Source organism: Kluyvera sp. NPDC087067 (assembly GCF_044745165.1).
Lineage (GTDB): Bacteria > Pseudomonadota > Gammaproteobacteria > Enterobacterales > Enterobacteriaceae > Kluyvera.
Map to the genome: position 1 here is coordinate 727,865 of NZ_JBIUZS010000001.1, position 21,173 is coordinate 749,037.

18 protein-coding genes are annotated in these 21,173 nt (G+C 52.8%); 5 read left to right on the plus strand and 13 right to left on the minus strand.

The annotated features are described in order from the left end of the window. Positions 1-14: 14 nt before the first annotated feature. The 3 genes from ydgT to blr form a co-directional block, all read right to left on the minus strand. The gene (gene ydgT / locus ACIPDS_RS03540; protein ID WP_400732641.1) at positions 15-230 is read right to left on the minus strand and encodes a transcription modulator YdgT; all 216 of its coding nucleotides are present in this window, start codon (positions 228-230) and stop codon (positions 15-17) included. 273 nt (positions 231-503) lie between these two features. Further along, positions 504-1,874 (minus strand): GH1 family beta-glucosidase, encoded by a 1,371-nt coding sequence (locus ACIPDS_RS03545; RefSeq protein ID WP_400732644.1) that lies wholly within the window; start codon positions 1,872-1,874, stop codon positions 504-506. 116 nt (positions 1,875-1,990) lie between these two features. Continuing rightward, positions 1,991-2,134, minus strand: coding sequence for a division septum protein Blr (gene blr / locus ACIPDS_RS03550; RefSeq protein WP_166514477.1), 144 nt, complete (start codon positions 2,132-2,134; stop codon positions 1,991-1,993). A gap of 235 nt (positions 2,135-2,369) precedes the next feature. Between blr and ACIPDS_RS03555 the strand changes: the two genes are divergently transcribed. Continuing rightward, positions 2,370-3,410: an oxidoreductase gene (locus tag ACIPDS_RS03555; RefSeq protein ID WP_400732646.1), complete on the plus strand. Its 1,041-nt coding sequence runs from the start codon at positions 2,370-2,372 to the stop codon at positions 3,408-3,410. A gap of 141 nt (positions 3,411-3,551) precedes the next feature. Here ACIPDS_RS03555 and add read toward each other — a convergent pair whose 3' ends face one another. The 3 genes from add to malX form a co-directional block, all read right to left on the minus strand. Then, positions 3,552-4,553, minus strand: a complete 1,002-nt coding sequence (gene add / locus ACIPDS_RS03560) for an adenosine deaminase (protein WP_400732648.1) — start codon at positions 4,551-4,553, stop codon at positions 3,552-3,554. Between the two features lie 138 nt (positions 4,554-4,691). Then, positions 4,692-5,864 (minus strand): MalY/PatB family protein, encoded by a 1,173-nt coding sequence (locus ACIPDS_RS03565; RefSeq protein ID WP_400732650.1) that lies wholly within the window; start codon positions 5,862-5,864, stop codon positions 4,692-4,694. 66 nt (positions 5,865-5,930) lie between these two features. Then, positions 5,931-7,523, minus strand: a complete 1,593-nt coding sequence (malX, locus tag ACIPDS_RS03570) for a maltose/glucose-specific PTS transporter subunit IIBC (RefSeq protein ID WP_400732653.1) — start codon at positions 7,521-7,523, stop codon at positions 5,931-5,933. A 176-nt stretch (positions 7,524-7,699) separates the two neighbouring features. Between malX and ACIPDS_RS03575 the strand changes: the two genes are divergently transcribed. Beyond that, positions 7,700-8,728, plus strand: coding sequence for a Mal regulon transcriptional regulator MalI (locus tag ACIPDS_RS03575; RefSeq protein WP_400732656.1), 1,029 nt, complete (start codon positions 7,700-7,702; stop codon positions 8,726-8,728). 49 nt (positions 8,729-8,777) lie between these two features. Here ACIPDS_RS03575 and ACIPDS_RS03580 read toward each other — a convergent pair whose 3' ends face one another. Together ACIPDS_RS03580 and manA are read right to left on the minus strand one after the other, a co-directional pair. Then, positions 8,778-10,289, minus strand: a complete 1,512-nt coding sequence (locus ACIPDS_RS03580) for a YdgA family protein (RefSeq protein ID WP_166514476.1) — start codon at positions 10,287-10,289, stop codon at positions 8,778-8,780. A 97-nt stretch (positions 10,290-10,386) separates the two neighbouring features. After that, entirely contained in the window at positions 10,387-11,565 is a 1,179-nt protein-coding gene (gene manA / locus ACIPDS_RS03585) for a mannose-6-phosphate isomerase (RefSeq protein WP_400732659.1), read from the minus strand. A gap of 199 nt (positions 11,566-11,764) precedes the next feature. Here manA and fumA point away from each other — a divergent pair, with 199 nt between their 5' ends. Both fumA and fumC read left to right on the plus strand, forming a co-directional pair. Then, entirely contained in the window at positions 11,765-13,411 is a 1,647-nt protein-coding gene (fumA, locus tag ACIPDS_RS03590) for a class I fumarate hydratase FumA (protein WP_166513931.1), read from the plus strand. A 103-nt stretch (positions 13,412-13,514) separates the two neighbouring features. Further along, positions 13,515-14,918 carry a class II fumarate hydratase gene (gene fumC, locus ACIPDS_RS03595; protein ID WP_400732663.1) on the plus strand — a complete coding sequence of 468 codons (1,404 nt, stop codon included), beginning with the start codon at positions 13,515-13,517 and terminating at the stop codon, positions 14,916-14,918. Here the strand turns inward: fumC and tus are convergent. Together tus and rstB are read right to left on the minus strand one after the other, a co-directional pair. Beyond that, on the minus strand, positions 14,915-15,847 hold the full coding sequence (tus, locus tag ACIPDS_RS03600; protein WP_400732666.1) for a DNA replication terminus site-binding protein: 933 nt from the start codon (positions 15,845-15,847) through the stop codon (positions 14,915-14,917). The two genes, fumC and tus, sit on opposite strands and share 4 nt — an antisense overlap. A gap of 86 nt (positions 15,848-15,933) precedes the next feature. Then, positions 15,934-17,235: a two-component system sensor histidine kinase RstB gene (rstB, locus tag ACIPDS_RS03605; protein WP_400732669.1), complete on the minus strand. Its 1,302-nt coding sequence runs from the start codon at positions 17,233-17,235 to the stop codon at positions 15,934-15,936. Positions 17,236-17,492: 257 nt separating this feature from the next. Here rstB and ACIPDS_RS03610 point away from each other — a divergent pair, with 257 nt between their 5' ends. Continuing rightward, positions 17,493-18,134 (plus strand): hypothetical protein, encoded by a 642-nt coding sequence (locus ACIPDS_RS03610; protein WP_400732672.1) that lies wholly within the window; start codon positions 17,493-17,495, stop codon positions 18,132-18,134. Between the two features lie 43 nt (positions 18,135-18,177). Here ACIPDS_RS03610 and ACIPDS_RS03615 read toward each other — a convergent pair whose 3' ends face one another. The 3 genes from ACIPDS_RS03615 to nikR form a co-directional block, all read right to left on the minus strand. Next, positions 18,178-19,497 carry a cation:dicarboxylate symporter family transporter gene (locus tag ACIPDS_RS03615; RefSeq protein ID WP_400733447.1) on the minus strand — a complete coding sequence of 440 codons (1,320 nt, stop codon included), beginning with the start codon at positions 19,495-19,497 and terminating at the stop codon, positions 18,178-18,180. A gap of 487 nt (positions 19,498-19,984) precedes the next feature. Next, positions 19,985-20,704 (minus strand): two-component system response regulator RstA, encoded by a 720-nt coding sequence (gene rstA / locus ACIPDS_RS03620; protein ID WP_400732674.1) that lies wholly within the window; start codon positions 20,702-20,704, stop codon positions 19,985-19,987. A gap of 64 nt (positions 20,705-20,768) precedes the next feature. Then, the gene (gene nikR, locus ACIPDS_RS03625; RefSeq protein ID WP_166513924.1) at positions 20,769-21,170 is read right to left on the minus strand and encodes a nickel-responsive transcriptional regulator NikR; all 402 of its coding nucleotides are present in this window, start codon (positions 21,168-21,170) and stop codon (positions 20,769-20,771) included. Positions 21,171-21,173: the final 3 nt, after the last annotated feature.

Below are 21,173 nucleotides of genomic sequence, written 5' to 3' on the forward strand. Positions count from 1 at the left end.
TTAGGAGAAAACCCTTATTGCACAAAACGCCAAACGGATTTAGGGACTTGCCCCACATCGTACAACCGACCGCCAGAGACCAGCTCTGCACGACGATGGTCGGCAGCGCGGTACATATTGATGATTTCTTCATTGCTGGTCAGTGAATAGTTAAGGTGGTCATACAGTTTTTCCAGCGTCTCGAGCGAGCTGATTTTGCGAAACTTCAATAAATAATCCAGAACGGTCATTAGAGGGTATCCATTTATAATGTTTAAGCCACCGTATCGCGTTTTACAGCCGAGCTGACGCGAGGAAAATAATCCGGTGGTTCCAGTCTTTATGATTTTGTTATCCATTTTTCTTGAGCCTTCAGCAGCAAGTCTGACCTCAAGAGGATGTTGTAGATTATTTGGGTTATACGAATGAATTTCAATAACAGAAAATGTGCTTATTGATTTAGCACCATAATTAGAGCGGTTTAGGCAATCAGGGCACCGGACGGCGCCCTGAATAGAAGAGGATTAACGGTTCTCGCCGCGGCTGGCGATCACCTCTTTATACCAGAAGAAACTTTTCTTCCGTTGACGTGCAAGGTCTTTGTTATGGTCAACATAAACAAAACCGTACTGTTTTTTGTAGCCGTTGAGCCAGCTTAACAGGTCGATAAACGACCACGGATAATACCCGCGAACGTCAGCACCAAGTTCGATGGCTTTTTCCAGCGCATCAATATGCATACGCAGGAAATCAATACGCGGATCGTCCACGACTTCGCCATCGATTATCGGGTCAACCGCTCCCAGTCCGTTCTCAGTGATATAAATAGGAATATCGCCGTAACGTTTTTTAATCATCATGATGCCGTCAGTCAGCCCCTGCGGCCAGATTTCCCAACCCCATTCGGTATAAGTACTCTGCGGGTTTCTCACGAAATAGAACAGACCCTCAACGCCTTGCTCGCCGCTGACTTTTTCAGCCGGTGGCTGCGCGGAGACCGTTTCACGCCGGTAATAGTTGAGACCGATAAAGTCACAACGGTTTGCGCGCAACAGCTCATCATCGCCCGGCGCAAAGCGGGGGACGCCCCAAAGTGCTTGTGACTGTGCAAGCAGTTCAGCAGGGTATTGACCTTTTAACACCGGATCGTAAAGCCAGTGGGTGTGGATGGCGTCAGCCAGGTCGCTTGCGGCGATATCTTCTGCGCTGTTGGTCAAAGGAGAGTGCGGTTGCAGAACGTTCACAAATCCGATTTCGCCGTTTATCTTCATGCCACGGAATGCCTTCACCGCCAGCGCGTGGGCAATAAATACGTGGTGACAGGCCTGAATTGCGCGAGCCGGATTTTTTACCGACGGCGGATGATTACCGGTGATATAGCCGTGACCAATAAAAACGATGGTTTCATTGAAGGTGGCCCATTTTTGCACTCGGGAGCCAAAACGGGCGTAGCACAGTCGCGCATATTCTTCGAAAGCTTCCGCCGTTGAGCGTGCTTCCCAGCCGCCTTCATCTTGCAGTGCCTGCGGCAGATCCCAATGATAAAGGGTAATCATCGGCTCAATATTATGGGCGATAAGGTCGTCAATTAAATCGCTGTAAAACTTGAGTCCGGCTTCGTTCACTTCCCCGCGCCCGTTAGGCAGCAGGCGAGGCCAGGAGATAGAGAAACGGTAGCTTTGCAGCCCCATTTCGGCCATCAAATTGACATCTTCTTTTACGCGATGGTAGTGATCGACGGCGACGTCGCCATTAGTACCCTGGTAGGTTGTCCCGGGTTGGTGAGAAAAAATATCCCAAATAGACGGGCCCTTGCCGTCTTCATTATATGCACCTTCAACCTGGTACGCCGCTGTGGCAGCACCCCAGAGAAAATTTTGGGGAAACGCAGACATATAACACTCCTTATCATGATGATAAGACGAGTGTAAGGAGTGGCGCTATCTTGTGCAACCGGTTTCAGAAACCGGTTGCACAGATGCGATCCGAATCACTTTTTAGCGCGGTTATCTTACTTTTTTTGCAGTGATGCCGTGGCAGTCGGTTCCGGTGACTGGTAGTTATCAATGTGATGCGCGACAAACAAAAGCAGTACAGAGAAACCCAATACAACCCAACCAATTAATTCAACAATACGCGTCAATACAGAAGTCATAACAGTCAGCAAACAGTCCATTGAAAAATAAAGCGAGACAAAGATCTTAGCGTGCTTAAATTCCAACGCAAGTTTTCCGCCAAATCGCCGCCACAAACGCTGTTTATTTCGCCACTTCCAGCTCATCCAGGCCACAATGTTATTAAAGTGTTGTGCTATTTCCTGAGATAAGGTCAAATAAGAAATCGATTACAAAATCATTCCAACCGCTTTAAATCAGAAGTGAGGCTGCAATATGAGTGACCAAATCCGAGTCGGACTAGTGGGTTATGGCTTTGCCAGCAAGACGTTTCATGCGCCGCTCATCAGCGGTACGCCGGGGATGGAACTGGCAGTGGTTTCCAGTAGCGATGCCAGCAAAGTCCATGCTGATTGGCCGACTGTGAATGTGGTGTCCAATCCTGACACGTTGTTTGCCGATCCCGATATTGATCTCATCGTCATTCCGACGCCGAATGACACCCACTTTCCGTTAGCAAAAGCGGCGCTGGAAGCCGGGAAAAATGTGGTGGTCGATAAACCGTTTACGGTGACACTGTCACAAGCGCGCGAGCTGGATACCCTGGCCAAACAGCAGGGTAAACTGCTGTCGGTGTTCCATAACCGCCGCTGGGATAGTGACTTTTTGACCGTTAAGGCGTTAATTAATGAAGGTAAGTTGGGCGAGGTCGCCTACTTTGAATCGCACTTTGATCGTTACCGTCCCGAGGTACGCGCCCGCTGGCGTGAGCAGCCGGGACTGGGCAGCGGCATCTGGTATGACTTAGGGCCGCATCTGTTGGATCAGGCGGTTAATCTGTTTGGCCTGCCGCAGAGCCTGTCGGTCGACCTCGGGCAAATGCGTCCTGGGGCACAGGCCACTGATTACTTCCACGCCATTTTGACCTATCCACAACGTCGAGTGGTTCTGCACGGCACGCTATTAGCTGCAGCGGAAACAGCACGCTATATCGTGCATGGCACGCAGGCAAGCTATGTCAAATTCGGTCTGGATCCGCAGGAAGACCGCCTGAAAAGCGGCGAGCGTCTTCCGCAGGCGGATTGGGGTTATGATATGCGTGACGGCATCTTGACCACGGTTGAGGGCGAAACCCGGGTCGAAGAGAGCTGGCTGACCTTGCCGGGCAACTATCCGGCGTACTATGCGGGAATCCGTGATGCCTTAAACGGTATCGGTGACAACCCGGTACCGGCTGGTCAGGCAATTCAGATTATGGAGTTGATTGAGTTGGGAATTGAGTCGGCGAAACATCGTGCAACGTTAACGCTGGTGTGAAGCAGAGAGGGCGAACACCTGTAACATGTGGGTGTTCGCCGTCATGGCGTTCTGTGTGTATTGCCGGATAGCGGCTATGCCTTATCCGGCCTACGCTCAAGGTTCGCCCGGGCGTCGACCCCGGCAATCCTCAAGCGCTCTTTATCCGCGCGTCACGCGAGCAGTCAGCGCCTGTTTTTCAGCGGCTGACAGGAACGCCATCTCCAGACCGTTAACCTGCGCCTGACGAATTTGCGCCGGCGTTAAACCCGCAGCCGGGGCGGCAACACGATATTCGTGTTGGATATCAATGCCCTGAACCGCCGGATCGTCGGTGTTGAGACTCGCCAGCACGCCGTGCTCAAGGAAGATTTTCAGTGGATGTTGGGCCAACGAGGCCACGGTACTGGTCTGAATGTTGGAGGTCAGGCACGATTCAATCCCGATTCGTTTTTCCGCCAGGAAATCCATCAGTGCCGGGTCCTGCACCGCTTTGACGCCGTGACCAATACGCTCAGCGCCGAGATCGCGAATCGCCTGCCAGATGCTTTCCGGGCCCGCCGCTTCGCCCGCATGGACGGTAATCCGCCAACCGGCATCCCGAGCGCGGGTAAAGTGGTTCTGGAACAGATGTCCTGGGAAACCTAATTCATCGCCCGCCAGGTCAAGGGCGGTAATGCCGTCGCGATGGGCCAGAAGGGCATTCAGTTCTTCTTCACAGGCCGCTTCGCCAAAGGTACGGCTCATAATGCCAATCAGTCGCGCTTCGACATTAAACGCTTTACAGCCTTCTTTCACGCCAGCAATGACCGCTTCCACCACGCCGTCTACCGGCAACTGGTGAGTCATTGCCATATAACGCGGTGAAAAGCGCAATTCAACGTAGTGCAGGCCGTTACGGGCGGCATCTTCAATATTTTCAAACGCCACGCGGCGACAGGCGTCCAGCGAGGCCAGCACTTTCACCCCCCAATCAAGCTTACTCAGGAAGCTGACCAGATCGGGTTCGTTGCTGGTGACCTGGACGTGGGGGATCAGAGTGTCGAGCGTGGTGGCAGGGAGCGCAAGATTGTACTGGCGACCGAGATCAAGGATTGTCTGGGCACGGATATTACCGTCGAGATGGCGGTGGACGTCGGTTAAAGGCAGGTTAGTATCAATCATGGTTGCACTCATTTTTTAGTTAAAGTGCAAATTATTATACCATAGAGCATTAAGTCGTTAAAAGTATTGAAAATATCGCGAAAATGCAAGAGGTTAGGATTTTATTGCGCAACAAATAGTCTTGTTGCGCAATAAGCTTTAGCGCAGGCTGTTAATCGCCGCAATCAATCGCTCGACGCCAGATTTGAGCTTCACACGCGGACACCCTGCGTTCAGGCGGATAAAACCGTTGCCTTCATCCCCATAGGTGTAACCCGGCATAATGGCCACTTTTTGCTGCTTAATCAGCGCCTCTTGCAATTGGCGATCGTCGATATTGAGCGGGCGTAAATCAATCCACGCCAGGTAGGTGGCCTGTGGCATCGCCCACTGAAGTTCCGGGAAGGCGGCATTCAGCGTCTTTTCGATATAGCGCAGATTTTCCTGCAAGTAGTGACGTAATGCGTCCAGCCAGGATTCACCGTGTTGATAGGCGGCGATATGGGCCACTAGTGCCGGAACGGATGGGGATGAGAGGCCATCGCGTCCTTTCAGGGCATTGAGGTAGGCATCGCGACAGCCATCATCTGCAATTAAGCCGTAAGCGCCGGTGAAGGCCGGAATATTGAAGCTTTTCGAACCGGAAGTGAACAGCGCCCATGGCCCTATGGCTACGTCACTCCATGGAATATGCCTATGGCCCCCCCACGTCATATCCATATGAATTTCATCGCTAATGACCCGCACGTTGTGTTTTGCACACAGTGCCGCCATGGTTTGCAGCTCTTCGCGGGTCCACACTTTGCCGGTTGGGTTTTGTGGGCTACACAGCAGCAGGATGCGGTTTTGAGGCTGCGAAAGTGCTTCCTCTAGCTTATCCATATCGCAATACCATTGACCGTCTTGCTTATCGAGCGGCACGCCAACGACCTGACGCTGATTGCCCTCAATGGTCTTAAAGAACGCGTCATAGGCGGGGGTATGAACCACTATACCGTCGCCGGGCGCAGACCACTGGCGGATCATTTCCGCCACCATATAAATGACCGACGGGCCGTAAACAATGCTGTCGGGGTCAATCGAGGTATGGAATCGCTGCGCGTACCAGTGAACAATGGCGGGCAAGAACTCGTCATTCTTCCAGCGGCTGTAGCCGAAAATCCCGTGAGCAAGACGTTGGCTCAAGGCGTCAAGAATGCAAGGCGCGGTGGCGAAATCCATGTCAGAGATGGTAAAGGGCAGCAGGTCAGCGTCGCCAAAACGGTCGGCAACATAATCCCATTGAGTGCACCATGTGCCATGTCGGTCAATCACCGTTGAAAAATCAAACATGTGAGGATCCTAGCGAAGAAAATATGAGGGCTATTTTGCCCCTGCAATCCACAGGGGCAAAGGGTTTTAGGCTTGAACGGTATTCATCAACATGGACATTTCGTCTTTCACCGACTGCACCTGCGGGCCGATGACCACTTGTAAATTATGTTGATTGAGTTTCACAACACCAATAGCACGGTTGGCCTTGAGGACGGCTTCGTCTACTTTGCTCATGTCGTTGACCGACAAACGCAGACGGGTGATGCAGTTGTCGAGAGAGACAATGTTCTCACTGCCGCCTAATGCGGCAAGAATAGCCGGGACATTATAACCTGACTTACCGGTGACGCCGCTGGTGGTTTGTTCAGCCGTAGGCGCGGTATCAATATCGCGACCCGGTGTTTTGATATTAAAGCGGGTAATCGCAAAGCGGAAAATCGCGTAGTAAGCGGCAAACCAGACGGCCGCGACGACCGGCACCATATACCATTTGGTAGACAGGCCATGCAGGATCCCAAAGACCACAAAGTCGATGACGTTGCCATCTGTGTTGCCGATGGTGACGCCCAGAATAGCCATCACGGTGAAGCCCAAACCCGTCAGCAGAGCATGGATGAGATACAGCACCGGTGCCACGAATAAGAACAGGAATTCAAGTGGCTCAGTGGTGCCGCCAACGACGCAGGCAATCACGCCAGAAATCAGCAACCCTTTAATTTTGTGACGATTCTCAGGGCGTGCACAGTGGTACATCGCCAGCGCCGCGCCCGGCAAGCCGCCGAGGAATGCCGGCATTTTACCCTGTGACAGGAAGCGCGTGGCGCTTTCAGAGAAACCGTGTGTGGTCGGGCAGCTTAGCTGAGCCTGGAAGATAGTCAGTGCACCGCTTACGCTATGGCCGCAAACATCCATGGTGCCGCCAGCCTCGGTAAAGCGAATCAGCGCCACGAGAATATGCTGTAGACCAAACGGCAGCAGCAGACGTTCGCCGGTGCCGAAAATCATCGGCCCAAAATCACCTGCGCTATTGATAATCCAGCCCAGACCGGTAATGCCCATTGCAAACACCGGCCAGACCAATGGGATCACCAGACCGACAAGCCCCATCACCACGGTGGTAATAATCGGCACAAAGCGGGTACCGCCAAAGAACGCTAGCGCATCTGGCAGGCGGATGGTGTGGAAACGTTCGTGCAGCATCCAGACGATAATCCCGGCGATAACCGCGCCGAGGATCCCCGTATCGATCGACTGAATGCCGATGATATTCTGAATGTTATTGGCTTTAAGAATGGCGGCGTCGGTGGTTGGCAGAATACCTTTGGCGGTGAGCCAGAAGTTAACCGCCAGGTTCATTACCGCATAACCGACGAAACCGGAAAAGGCGGCAACGCCTTTGTTGTCACGCGCCAGGCCCAGCGGAATGGCGATACAGAACATTACCGGCAGGAAGCTAAAGGCAAATGAGCCCACTTTGCTCATCCAGATGAACAGCGCTTGCAGGAATGGTGTATCCAGCCAGGGCAGCAGGGTCGTGACGTCATGACTGCTTAACGAGCTGCCAATGCCAAGCATGATCCCGCAAAAGGAAAGCAGAGCAACCGGCAGCATGAACGTCTTGCCCAACTGCTGGAAGAATTCCCAGAGGGTTAATTTAGGTGCTGTTTTCGCCGTCATGAAACGACTCCTTAGTCCTGAAAATGGGTTTCTTTTAATGTTGGGACAGGAAGATAAAACGTTTTACCATTTTTTAGTGAGAAACAAATCACAAAAGCAAGTGATAATACGGTTTATAAAGTAAGTGTATTGATAAAACGTTTTATCGAATGAGCAAAAGGAGTCGCGCAGAAGTCATGGCGATTGCAAAGAAAGTCACCATTAATGACGTCGCGCTGGCGGCGGGCGTGTCGGTGAGCACCGTTTCATTGGTGCTCAGTGGTAAGGGACGAATCTCATCGGCCACGGGCGAACGAGTCTACCGGGCAATCGATGACCTGGGATTTGTGCGTAACCGGCAGGCGGTGTCACTGCGCGGAGGGCAGACCGGGGTTATCGGCCTGATTGTCGGCGACCTTTCTTCACCGTTTTATGCCGAACTGACGGCCGGATTAACCGCGGCGCTTGAGTCACAGGGAAAAATGGTTTTCCTGACTCAGGGCGGCAAGCGCGGCGAGCAGATGCTCCAGCGATTTGACACGCTGGTGTCGCAGGGCGTAGACGGCGTGGTTATTGCGGGTTCCGTGGATCAGGCGTCGGAACTGCGGGCAAAAGCGGTGGAAACGCAAACGCCGCTGGTGTTTGCATCGCGCGCGAGCTATCTCGACGAAGTTGATATTATTCGCCCGGATAATATGCAAGCGGCACAAATGGTGACCGAACATCTGATTCGTCGCGGGCATCAGCGTATTGCCTGGCTTGGCGGACAAAGTTCGTCGCTGACGCGTGCGGAACGGGTCGGCGGCTACTGCGCCACGCTCATCAAATACGGGCTGCCGTTTCACAGTGAGTGGGTGCTGGAGTGCGAGTCCAGCCAGAAGCTGGCCGCAGAGGCGATTGCCGGGCTGCTGCGGCATAACCCGACCATTTCCGCCGTACTGTGCTACAACAGCGTTATCGCGATGGGAGCATGGTTTGGTTTGATGCGTGCCGGGATCCAAAGCGGTGAAGGCAGCGTTGAGAGTTATTTTGAACAGCGCGTGGCGCTGGCGGCTTTTGCCGATGTGCCCGAACGGGCGCTGGACGATGTGCCACTCACCTGGGTCACCATTCCCGCGCGCGAAATGGGGCAGAGCGTTGCTGAGCGGATACTGCAGCGTATCGATAACGTTCAGGGGGGCACCAGAAACGTTATTATGCCGCCCCGGCTGGTGGCGTGGAAATAAAAAAGCGCCTCAAAGAGGCGCTATAAGCATGTGATACTGAGAATGTCAGTTATGGTGCCGGTAACGGTGCCGGTGCCGCAGGCTCAGTCAGGCCTGGCATACCGAACATTCCCACCAGATCTTCCAGCGACATTTTCTGACCATTCAGCGTGACCTGACCATTCGCATATTGCAGGCTGCTGCTGATCGCGTTGTCTTCGGTAGTGGTCAGACGGAACATCTGCCCCATAGCCGCCAGCCCCTGAACCTGCTGCTTCGCAAGCTTATTGGCATCTTCTTGCTGATAGCCTTCAAGACGCGCCACCTGGGTCATCAGCTCTGTTGCCATGTCCATTGGGATGGTCAGTTTAGCATCCAGCGATTTGACGTTACGGTCGACCTGTTGCGTCAGCGTCTGCGCTTCACCGGTGGCCTGAGCCGGGTCTTTAAGCGCCAGCGACAGATTAAATGCGCTTTCCCCTTTAGCATTTTTCCAGCTTAACGGTGACAGTGTCACAACCGGGTCGCCTTTCATCAAAATCGGCAGAGAACTTAACAGTGCTTCCACCGCTTTTTGCTGATACTGCTCGGGATCTTTCGCCAGATTTGGATCGGCCAGCAATGCCTGTGTTTGAGCCTGATACTGCTGGCTGAACTGATGCATCGCTGCGCCATCAATACCATCCACTTTGAACACCAGCTGGCCGCTACCAAAGTCCTGGTTTTGCAGTTTCAGATTGCTCAGCGAGTATTCAAGCTGACTGTTGATTTTCTTTTTATCGGCGCTCAGATCGGACTTACCGACGATGCGCATCCCTTTAAGCTCAGCCAGATCTTTACCTTCAACGGCAATCGCCAGACGTTCCAGTTCAAGCGTCTGGTCGCCAATACGCTCGCCAAAGGAGGCGAGGCTGGTGGTGCCGTCAGTTTTCAGGTTATTAAAGGTCACCTGAACTTTCTGATCGTATTCGTTCACCGCGTTAATCTGGCCGCTTTTCGCTTCGCCGGTCAGAGCCACCAGGCTACCCTGTTTATCTGCGGAAACGGTGAATTCGCCGCCGCTGAAGCTCACTTTGTCGGTGTCTTTTTCGTAATCCAGCGCTTTGAGCGAGATATCTGATTTGGTATCGCCGTTGTAGCTAATGCGAGTATCGATATCGAATGGAGATTCACCTTTGGCAATTTCAAACAATTGCTGAGTAACATCGTTTTTCACCAGGCGCGTATTGACGGCAGCCATGGCAGGGACGAGGTTGAAGGTTTTCAGCGAAGCCAGTGGGAATGGGCCGTGGCTCACGTTTTCATCGAGCAGTACGCTCTGGCCGGGTTTCAACCAGGCGTTTTGCGCGCCAGCTAACGGTTTTACGACCAATTTCAGCTGGCTGCTGAATACGCCGCGCTGATAATCCTGGTAGCTCACCTCAAGACCAGCTTCCGGGGCATTGAGTTTAAGCTGTGAGTTGGCCTGCGACACCATATCAGCAATATGCGTCTCCAGTTGTTTACCTGTGTACCAGGCGCCTCCCGTCCAGACAATCCCTAAAGCAACAATCACACCTACGGCAACCAGCGATTTTTTCATCATATTTATCCATAAAATGAAACCAGACGGGGAAGCCGTCTGGTTGAGTCATAAGGCTATGCAAAAGAGTAGCAAGCCTGTCCTGAAACTGCAGTAATTACTTCAGCTTATTGTATACGCGCGCTAAACGACCGTTGCCACTCACCTGAATAGGCGATTCATTGGCGGCAATAAAGGCGGATTCACCCGGCGCTAGCACCAGCGTCTGGTCGTTTTTGTGTAATACCGCTTCGCCGTCGACGCAGAACACAATGGTGGCGCCGTCCTGCACAAGCTCGCTTTCCTGCTCGTGCAGACGGTGCAGGGAGAAGGCAAAATCGTCAACCGGGATTGGGAAATCAAGGGTATCGCCAAAGGTATCAGGCTCGGTTAACAGCGTATTCGCCGGTTTGGCCGTAAACTTGACGTTCGCCACCAGTTCCGGGATATCAATATACTTTGGCGTCAACCCAGCGCGAAGTACGTTATCGGAGTTGGCCATCACCTCCAGACCGGTACCGCGCAGGTAGGCGTGCGGGGTTTCTGCAAACAGGAACATGGCTTCGCCAGGTTTCAGTTGCACCACGTTTAGCAGCAGCGGCGAGAATAGCCCGCTGTCGTCGGGATAAAATTCAGCAATCAGGCGGATAGCATCCCAGGCCGCACCCTGTTGGTTGTTAAGCGCCGCGGCAAGAATGCGCAGCGCGTGGTCTTTTGCTTCACCCTGTAAATTGAGTAAACCGGCAAACAGGGCGCTCAGATGTTCGCTGGTAGGCGAGGCGATAAACTGCGCGATAAGCGGGTGAGCTTCGGCAACCGGCGCTAACAGAGCGGCAATTTCATCAAACTCGCGGAAAGCATTCATCGCCAGGAACGGCGTGAGGGCGAAAACCAGCTCCGGCTTGTGGTTAGGATCTTTGTAGTTGCGTTCAGCGGCATCGAGAGGGATACCGGCGGCGTTTTCTTTGGCAAAACCCGCTTCGGCGGATTTTTTGCTCGGATGCACCTGAATGGACAGCGGTTGGGCGGCGCAAAGGACTTTAAACAGATAAGGCAGTTCCCCAAAACGCTCGGCGACGTTCGCGCCCAGTAAGGTCGTTTTATCGGCGTCAATTACATCGCGCAGCGACTGCTCCTTGCCATGACTGTCCAGTACACGTGAGCTGCTCTTAGGGTGTGCGCCCATCCACAGTTCCGCCATTGGCAGACCGTCGGGATTGGCCATTTGGTAGAGTTCCGTTAACGCAGTTTTACTGCCCCAGGCATAGTTTTGCACTGAGTTGATGAGTTTTTGCATTATCAAGCCCTGATTTAATGAGGATTCTTTTGGCTGTATTAAAGCAAAAAAATGCGGTGACGTATGCTGGAGAAATAAAAAGTCGTACTAGTCTCAGTTTTTGTTAAAAAATTGTGTACGATAGAGTGACTCGCTTTTACATGGGCATACGGATAACCGGCCCTTTCACAAAATCATCAGAGCGGTAAGTGAGAGCACAATGTCGAATAAACCTTTTTACTATCAGGATCCTTTCCCGTTAAGCAAGGATGAAACCGAATACTATCTGTTGAGTAACGACTATGTTTCCGTCGCAGAATTTGAAGGGCAAGAAGTCCTCAAAGTTGCCCCGCAAGCGCTGACGCTCCTCGCCAAACATGCCTTCCATGACGCCTCCTTTATGCTCCGCCCCGCGCACCAACAGCAGGTGGCCGATATCCTGAACGACCCGGAAGCCAGCGAAAACGATAAGTACGTGGCGCTGCAATTCCTGCGCAACTCTGATATCGCCGCCAAAGGTATTCTGCCCACCTGCCAGGACACCGGCACGGCGATTATCATGGGCAAAAAAGGCCAACGCGTCTGGACCGGGGGTGGCGATGAAGCCGCACTGGCGCGCGGCGTTTACGACACCTTTATTGAAGATAACCTGCGTTACTCACAAAACGCCCCGCTGGACATGTACAAAGAGGTCAACACCGGCACCAATCTGCCAGCGCAGATTGATCTCTACAGCGTCGACGGCGACGAATATAAGTTCCTGTGCATCGCCAAAGGCGGCGGCTCGGCGAATAAAACCTATCTTTATCAGGAAACTAAAGCGCTGATCACCCCGGCGAAGCTGAAAAACTACCTGGTCGAGAAGATGCGCACGCTTGGCACCGCAGCCTGTCCGCCGTATCACATCGCCTTTGTCATCGGCGGGACGTCGGCGGAAGCTACGCTTAAAACCGTGAAGCTGGCATCAACCAAATACTACGATGGTCTGCCAACGGAAGGTAACGAACACGGCCAGGCATTCCGCGATATCCAGCTTGAAAAAGAGTTGCTGGAGGAGGCTCAGAATCTTGGTCTGGGCGCGCAGTTCGGCGGTAAATACTTTGCTCACGACATTCGCGTGGTGCGCCTGCCGCGTCACGGCGCGTCGTGCCCGGTGGGGATGGGCGTTTCCTGCTCGGCCGACCGTAATATCAAAGCCAAGATTAACCGTCACGGTATCTGGATTGAAAAACTGGAAAATAACCCAGGGAAATACATTCCTGAATCACTGCGTAAAGCCGGTGAGGGCGAAGCGGTAAAAGTCGACCTCAACCGTCCAATGAGCGACATCTTAAAGCAACTGTCGCAGTACCCGGTTTCTACGCGTCTGTCACTAAGCGGCACCATTATCGTTGGCCGTGATATCGCGCATGCCAAGCTCAAAGAGCGCATGGACCGTGGCGAAGGCCTGCCGCAGTACATCAAAGATCACCCTATCTATTATGCTGGCCCGGCAAAAACGCCGGAAGGCTACGCCTCGGGTTCTTTGGGGCCAACGACCGCCGGGCGCATGGACTCCTACGTCGACCAACTGCAATCTGAAGGCGGCAGTATGATCATGCTGGCGAAAGGCAACCGCAGCCAGCAGGTGACCGACGCGTGCCATAAACACGGTGGATTCTATCTCGGCAGCATTGGCGGCCCGGCCGCCGTGCTGGCGCAAAGCAGCATCAAGAGTCTGGAATGCGTGGAATACCCTGAATTAGGGATGGAAGCCATCTGGAAAATTGAAGTGGAAGACTTCCCGGCGTTTATCCTGGTGGATGACAAAGGTAACGACTTCTTCCAGCAGATCCAGTCGTCACAGTGCGACCGCTGCGTGAAGTAATCTTTCACCGCCCTTCGGGGCGGTTTTCAGTTCTACGACCATACTTATCTTTTTCGCATGAGCAATGTCACTTCACAATCACTTTGGATTCAAGGAGAAGGTAATGACAACGTCACGCCGTGAAAGCGATTCTATGGGGCCCATCGACGTTCCGGCCGATAAACTGTGGGGCGCGCAAACTCAGCGCTCACTGGAGCATTTTCGTATCTCTTCCGAGAAAATGCCGCTTTCGCTTATCCACGCGCTCGCGCTCACTAAACGGGCGGCGGCTAAGGTCAACCAGGATTTAGGTCTGCTTTCAACGGACAAAGCGGGGGCCATTATTGCCGCTGCCGATGAAGTGCTGGCAAACCAACACCCGGATGAGTTCCCGCTGGCTATCTGGCAAACCGGTTCTGGCACGCAAAGCAATATGAACATGAACGAGGTGCTAGCAAACCGCGCCAGTGAACTGCTGGGCGGCGAGCGCGGTATGTCACGATTGGTGCACCCTAATGATGATGTCAATAAAAGCCAAAGCTCGAACGATGTGTTTCCCACCGCCATGCACGTTGCGGCCGTTATCGCCGTGCGTGAACACCTGCTGGTGCAACTGGCTGTCCTGCAAGAGACGCTTCGCCAGAAATCAGAGCGCTTTCGCGACATCGTGAAAATTGGCCGCACTCACTTGCAGGACGCGACGCCGCTAACCCTGGGGCAGGAGTTTTCCGGTTGGGTGGCGATGCTTGAGCACAATCGTCGGCATATTAAGCAAAGTTTGCCGCATTTATGCGAACTGGCGCTGGGCGGAACGGCGGTAGGGACTGGGCTTAATACCCACCCGGAATACGCGGTACGGGTGGCGCAGGAACTGGCCACCACCACTCATCAGCCCTTTGTCACCGCGCCGAACAAATTCGAAGCGCTGGCGACCTGCGATGCGCTGGTTCATCTGCATGGCGCGTTAAAGGGGCTTGCCGCCTCGATGATGAAAATTGCCAACGACGTTCGCTGGCTGGCGTCCGGCCCTCGTTGCGGGATTGGCGAATTGTCTATTCCAGAAAATGAGCCGGGTTCCTCCATCATGCCGGGGAAAGTAAACCCGACGCAGTGTGAAGCGATGACCATGCTGTGCTGCCAGGTGATGGGCAATGATGTGGCGGTGAATATCGGCGGCGCTTCCGGCAACTTTGAGCTTAACGTCTATCGCCCGATGGTCATTCATAACGTGCTGCAATCGATCCGTCTGCTGGCAGATGGCATGGAGAGTTTCAACGAACATTGTGCCGTCGGCATTGAACCTAATCGTGAGCGTATCGACCAGCTTCTCAATGAGTCGCTGATGCTGGTTACCGCCCTCAATACGCATATCGGTTACGATAAAGCGGCGGAGATAGCCAAAAAAGCGCATAAAGAAGGGCTGACATTGAAAAATGCTGCGCTGGCGCTCGGTTATTTGAGCGCCGATGAGTTTGATCTTTGGGTGCGCCCACAAGAGATGGTGGGAAGTCAGGTCAGCCGAGATTAATCGGTTGCCAGCCAAAGGTGCAGCCGTGGAATGATTAATTTCAGCGGCTGCGCCTGCGGTTTGTGCCGATGCTGCACGTTATCCTCATCGTAATTCAGCAGTTCACCCAGATCCGGTACGCTCACTCCCTTTCTGCCTGAAACGATGGCGATCAATGGCCCAGGACAGGCGTACTGCACCTGTTTTTGTTCGCCCGCGTACCACACGCGAGCAATCGGCTGTACCTTGACCGGGCGCTTTATCTTCAGGCGGGCGTTTTGCGGCAGGGCGGCAATATCCTGATACTCGCGTTCCAGTTTGGCCTGCCATTGCTCGCGCGTCCACGGCGGAACGGCACGCGGCGATTTCAGGCTTTTCTCCAGCTGCGTCATCACCTCATCGCGAGTCAGGTTTTTGATAATGTGCTTGTTTGCCCAACCAAAACGAATAGTGCTGGGATCGGAAAGCAGGGTGAGCGAGCGATAGGCATTGAGTGTAATCAAGCCGGGAATATAGCGATGTACCCACTCAAAACGCGCCACTGCGGGCAGACCTGACTCAACGGTGATGATCTGTTCTAGCTCGGCCTTCAACGTATTAATGTGGGCAATGCGGGCGGCGAGCGCTTCATGCTGCTCGGCATGAGTTTGCAGGCAGATAGCGCCTGGCAGGCGTACCGCGGCCTTGCTGCTGCGATTTTCTGACTGTTGCTGAATAAACAGATGGCCAAAGTGCTGTAACGCGCGAGTGAAGGCCGGCTGCCCGATATGCTGCGTCACCTTGACGTGCGACATCGGTGCCGTTTCCGTCGTTTTTGTCACCTCGGGAAGTTCAAACACCCGCGCGGTTAATAGGCGACATTCGGCCAGCTCATCACGTAGCGTGGCGAGATTGCGTTCCATCTGACGAAATGTGTCAGTCAGGCGTTCGACGAGGTCGTAGCTGGCCATTTTATCCCCTAAGAATGTCATTAGTTACAACATACTGCAGCTGGTTTTATTCTACGCCGGGATTAACCCTCGTGCAAATTCTCCAGTCAACTAGCCGCGGGAAGGGAGATGTGATGGTAAATAGGCCACGTTAAACGGAAACAGGCGCCGCCCAGCGCGCTTTCTTCACAGCTGGCCTGTCCGCCCATTGCCACAGCGATAGAGTGCACAATAGCCAAACCTAATCCACAGCCACCGGTTGCCCGATCGCGGCTCGGATCCAGACGAACGAACGGCTCAAAAACGCGCTCGCGTTCGCTGATGGCGATACCCGGGCCATCATCTTCGACCTGTAAACACGCTTTAGCGCCGTTCAACGTGAGGCTGACCTGGATTTTACGCTGGCTGTAGCGCATCGCGTTATTAATCAGATTATCCAGCACGCGCTCCAGCAAGCGCATATCCAGCGCGCCATAATCACCGCGCGTTAACTGCCCGAGCACGACCTCGCGCTGCGGCGTTACCGACTGAACATCCTCAACGTGGGCCGCCACCCAGCCCGGCAGGTCGGGAGTGGTCAACGACAGTTCAGTTTGTGGCCGGTCGAGGCGGGCGTAGGTGAGCAACTCTTCTATCAGCGCTTCCAGCTGCCCGATATCACGATTGAGCGCCTGTGATTCGGCCTCGGTAAGATTTTCGCTCATCTCCAGGCGGTAGCGTAAACGCACCAGCGGCGTGCGCAGTTCGTGGGCGATGCCGTCAATGAGCTGTTTTTTGCTGGCAATCAGCGCGTTGATATTGTCGGCCATCTGATTAAACGCCACGCCAAGACGTTCAAAACTCGACATGCTATCAAAGTGTATTCGCTCGCCCAGATGCCCCTCACCGAAACGCTGCGCGGCACTTTCCAGCCTGAGCATGTCCTGCCAGTGTGGGCGCATCCAGATAAATACCGGAAAGGCCAGCGATATGGCGATGAAGGCCATCAGCGCAATATCCAGAATCCGCATCTCATGCATAAAGTAGAGATAGGGCACGGGGCCGACGGCCAGAACATAGTGGCTGCGCGGAATACGTTGAATAAAGGTGTACTGATCGTCGAGTGCGACGATATCACCGGCCCGCAAATGCCGCATGGCGCTGTCTTCGAGGTTGAATTTACTCAGTGGCTCAATCCGCAGGTCAAACGACAGGTTCAAATCGAGTTCGTTAAGGGTTTTGCTCCAGTTACGCGGCGGAATTTCACGCAGCTCACTGCGCATCAGGTACAGGGAGCTTTTCATTAAATCGTCAAGAGATTGACGACCCGCGCGTTCGGCAGTGAATTTGTAGACCAGGCCGACCAGCATGGTCATCACCAGGAAGCAGACAAATAATAAGAGGTAAAACTGCACAAACAGCTTTTTCATGGAAAATCACCGAACGTTCAATAAGTTAGCTTACGCAGCTTCACTGCCGAGGCATAGACCCATCAGAGTACACGCTATGGCGTATTTATGCATTCACCAACGCTTGATGCCCGTGCTTTTGTCGCATTTCTCAGCAAGACGTTTCACTTTTCATGCGAACATTAAGATAACCTTAAGAAAAAGGCATGCTTTGCTAATAGCTAATCAACATTAACTTTTAGGATGATAGGCATATTCTTAATATGGCTTTTTAATCTATGAAACTTGATACGCAAATCACGATACCGGTAATTGGCCTTGTTGTGCTCTCCGCGTTGTTGCCTCTGGCGGCCGACTGGCAAATTCCACTTCTCGGCGGGGCGGTTGTGACACAGATTGAAAATGTGCAGGCCCTATGGTTGCTGTTTGGCGCGCTCTTCACCGCCTGGTATATCAAACCGTATTCCCGACCTAAGGGTGAAAAACAGTTCTGGATGTGGGCAGTCATGTGGTGGATCGTACTGCTTGGGCGCAGCACCAGTTGGGGACGCGCTTACTTCCCGGAAGTACCGCATATCGTCTTTAGAATTATCTCGGTTATTTTGGTCGGCGGATTATTGCTGAGCCTGCTGTCATCTTCCTTGCGCAAAGAAATTGCGCGCAGAATGAAGGAAAATTCCATTCCGGTATGGCTGCTGGCGGTGACGGTCCTGACGTTCTTAATTTCCGATACGGTCGAGCATCATCGTCTGTTGGCACCGCTATTTGTGCGTGATGTGCATTATGCTGATTTGATGGAAGAGTTGTATGAAGTACCGTTTTTGATTGGGCTATTCCTGACAACGTTCTATTTTATGCGTGCGGATAAAATGGCGAAAAAGGTCTATTCCTCGGCGACTCAGTATTTACATGGTCACTAAAAAATGAAATGCCTCAGCGTTCAGGGCGCTGAGGCAGTGTTCATCAATTAAGCGTTACGCCTGGCTGTGCCTGTGTTTCTTGCTTATCCAGCACACGGCTGGCAATCACTCCAGACATCATCGAACCATTTACATTTAGCGCGGTACGCGCCATGTCAACGATCGGTTCAATAGCAATAAAAATACCCACCAGTGCGACCGGGAAATTCAGCGTCGACAGCACAATCAGGGCCGCGAAGGTTCCGCCGCCGCCAACACCGGCAACGCCGATTGAACCCAGCGCAATCGCGGGAAGCAGGGTCGCCAGGAAATGCAATGATAAAGGATCGATCCCCATCGTTGGCGCAATCATTGCGACCATAATCGCCGGGTAAATCCCCGCGCAGCCGTTTTGCCCCATACTTGAACCAAACGAAGCCGCAATATTGGCGATGGTGCTCGGAACACCGAATTTTTCCTGTGCGGAAATTGCCAGAGGAATGGCGGCGGCGCTGCTGCGGGAAACAAAAGCGAAGGTCAGTACCGGCCAGACGGTTTTATAATAGTGCAGAGGATTATGGCCGCTCAGGAGCAGAATAATCGCGTGTACGATAAACATCATCGCTACCGCCAGATAACAGGCGGCAATAAAGCCGAGCAGGCTGGTAAATTGCGCCAGTTGATAGGTTGAAAAGACCTTAGCCATTAAGGCCATGACGCCATAAGGCGTCAGCGCAATAACGATGCGCACCATCTTCATGACCCAAATCTGAATGGCATTGATACCGGCGCTTAATTTAGCACCTTCTTCTGGAGCCTCTTTCTTCACTTTGAGTAAAGCAACGCCGGCCAGCAGAGTAAATATCACAATACCAATCACCGATACGCTGCGGGCACCGGTTAGATCGAGAAAGAGGTTCGTTGGAATAAGCGAAGTCAGTAATTGCGGGAGTGATACGGCTGCGGTTTTGCTGACATCATCGGCGGTGAGCGTTGACTGCATATGCCCAAACGCGCTGGCGTCCAGCCCGATAAGGTGCGCGGTCATGAGGCCGACAAAGCCCGCCACCATCACCAGCAACAGCATACAGGCGACGATGGTCAGCGACATTTTGCCGATCCCGGCATTGTTTTCGAGTTTATTAATCGCCGAAAGAATAGAGATAAAGATCAGCGGAACCGCGACCAGCTTTAATAAATTTACATAGCCATTGCCGATAATACCGTACCAGTCAATGACGGTCTTACTGCTGTCAGCGGGGATAAAATGTAGCGATAGGCCAATAACAGCACCTATAAAAATAGCGATAAAAACTGAGCGAGATAATGAATGGCTTTTACGATCTATCTGGAATATACCCCATGAACAGACTAAAAAAAGCACAATATACGCGAGCGTGGTGAACATCTTGTAAGCCTCTTGCCCCATTCAGCACCTGAAATGCCGGAAGAGTTGTTTCGATAAATTACCTCTTATCCAGTATGGATAAGAGTCCGGGGCGGATTATAAAGATAAAAACACCAGATTGGCATACAAAAAGTGTGTCTTTGTGCCATTTTGTTCGCTGAGCTGGAGGGCATATTCATATATTAATATCAGTAGCTTGTTATCACGCTACAGCCTGCGTAAATTGGCTTTTAAATATACAGGGGGGCACTATGCAGGCATTAGTTAGGTCTGCTGGAAGCCGGATTTGCGCGCGGCGTGAATACCGCCGAATTACTCGGCTAGTTGAATTTTATAAAATGCTGCCATCTGCGCAAAATTAGCGCAGATGGCAGAGCGAATACGTTATTTTGGCACTGGGTGGTGAGAAAGTTCTCGAGGGTTATAATTTTAACACCAGCATAAAATGCTGCTGGCCATGTTCTTATTCCCAGGCGTGCGGGGCGAACAGGTAGCCCTTATTTCGCACGGTTTTTATGCGGTAAGGCTCCGTTGCGCTATCGAGCAGTTTCTTACGCAGGCGCGATACCGCCACGTCCACGCTCCTGTCCATTCCGTCATAGCTCACCCCACGCAGGTTTTTCAGCAATGCATCGCGGTCCATTATCTGACCCGCATGGGTTGCCATTTCCCATAACAGATCGAAATCAGCCGTTGAGAGCGCAATATTTTCACCGCTCAGTAGCACCTGACGATTCACTGGATCAATGGATAGCGTGCCGAAACGCAGCGCCTTGTGCGGCATTAAGGTCGATTGTGTTGACGGGGCATTATTGTTGCCTGAAGGATTCTGACGCAGGTGCAGACGTAAACGCGCCAGCAGCACGGCGGGTGGCGTCGTTTTAAGGATATAGTCGTTGGCGCCCATTTCCAGCGACAAAATATGGTTCATATCGCTGTCCAGTGAGGTAAGCAGCACAATCGGCCCTTGCCACTGGCCGCGCAGATCGCGACACAGCGTCATACCGTCTTTTCCTGGCAGCATAATATCCAGCAGCACCAGATCGGGTTTTTCCCGGGCAATGGTGACCTCTGCGTTGTCGCCGCGCGGCTCAACGATGACATCCATATCATGCTTACCCAGATAGGCGGCGATCAACGCCCCAACATCGGGATCATCCTCAACATAAACGATCTTGTTCATTACTCTACGCACTGAGGGAAAAACGCTACGATACCGAAAAAAACGCAAATATCACAGGGACAAATCATTCACCGTCGGGTAGGCACTGTAAGTGCCCGTGGCGTACACCGCGCTGCGCGATAACATCATCGGCAAAATGCTGTACATCCCCCATATCTCCCTTGAGCACCGCAATTTCCAGACAGTCATGGTGATTGATATGTACGTGCAGCGTGGAAACGCTAAGATCGTGGTGATGATGCTGAGTTGACACCAGGCGGCTGGCTAAATCACGCTTCTCATGTTCGTAAACGTACGAGAGCACGGCATAACCCTGGGTGCCATGCTGTTGCGTGGTTTCTTGCGCCAGCGAGTTACGCAGAATATCGCGAATGGCTTCAGAGCGATTGTTATAGCTTCGACGCTGGCTTAACGCATCCAGCATTTCCAGTAAATCATCATCAAGGGTAATAGTGACACGTTGCATATG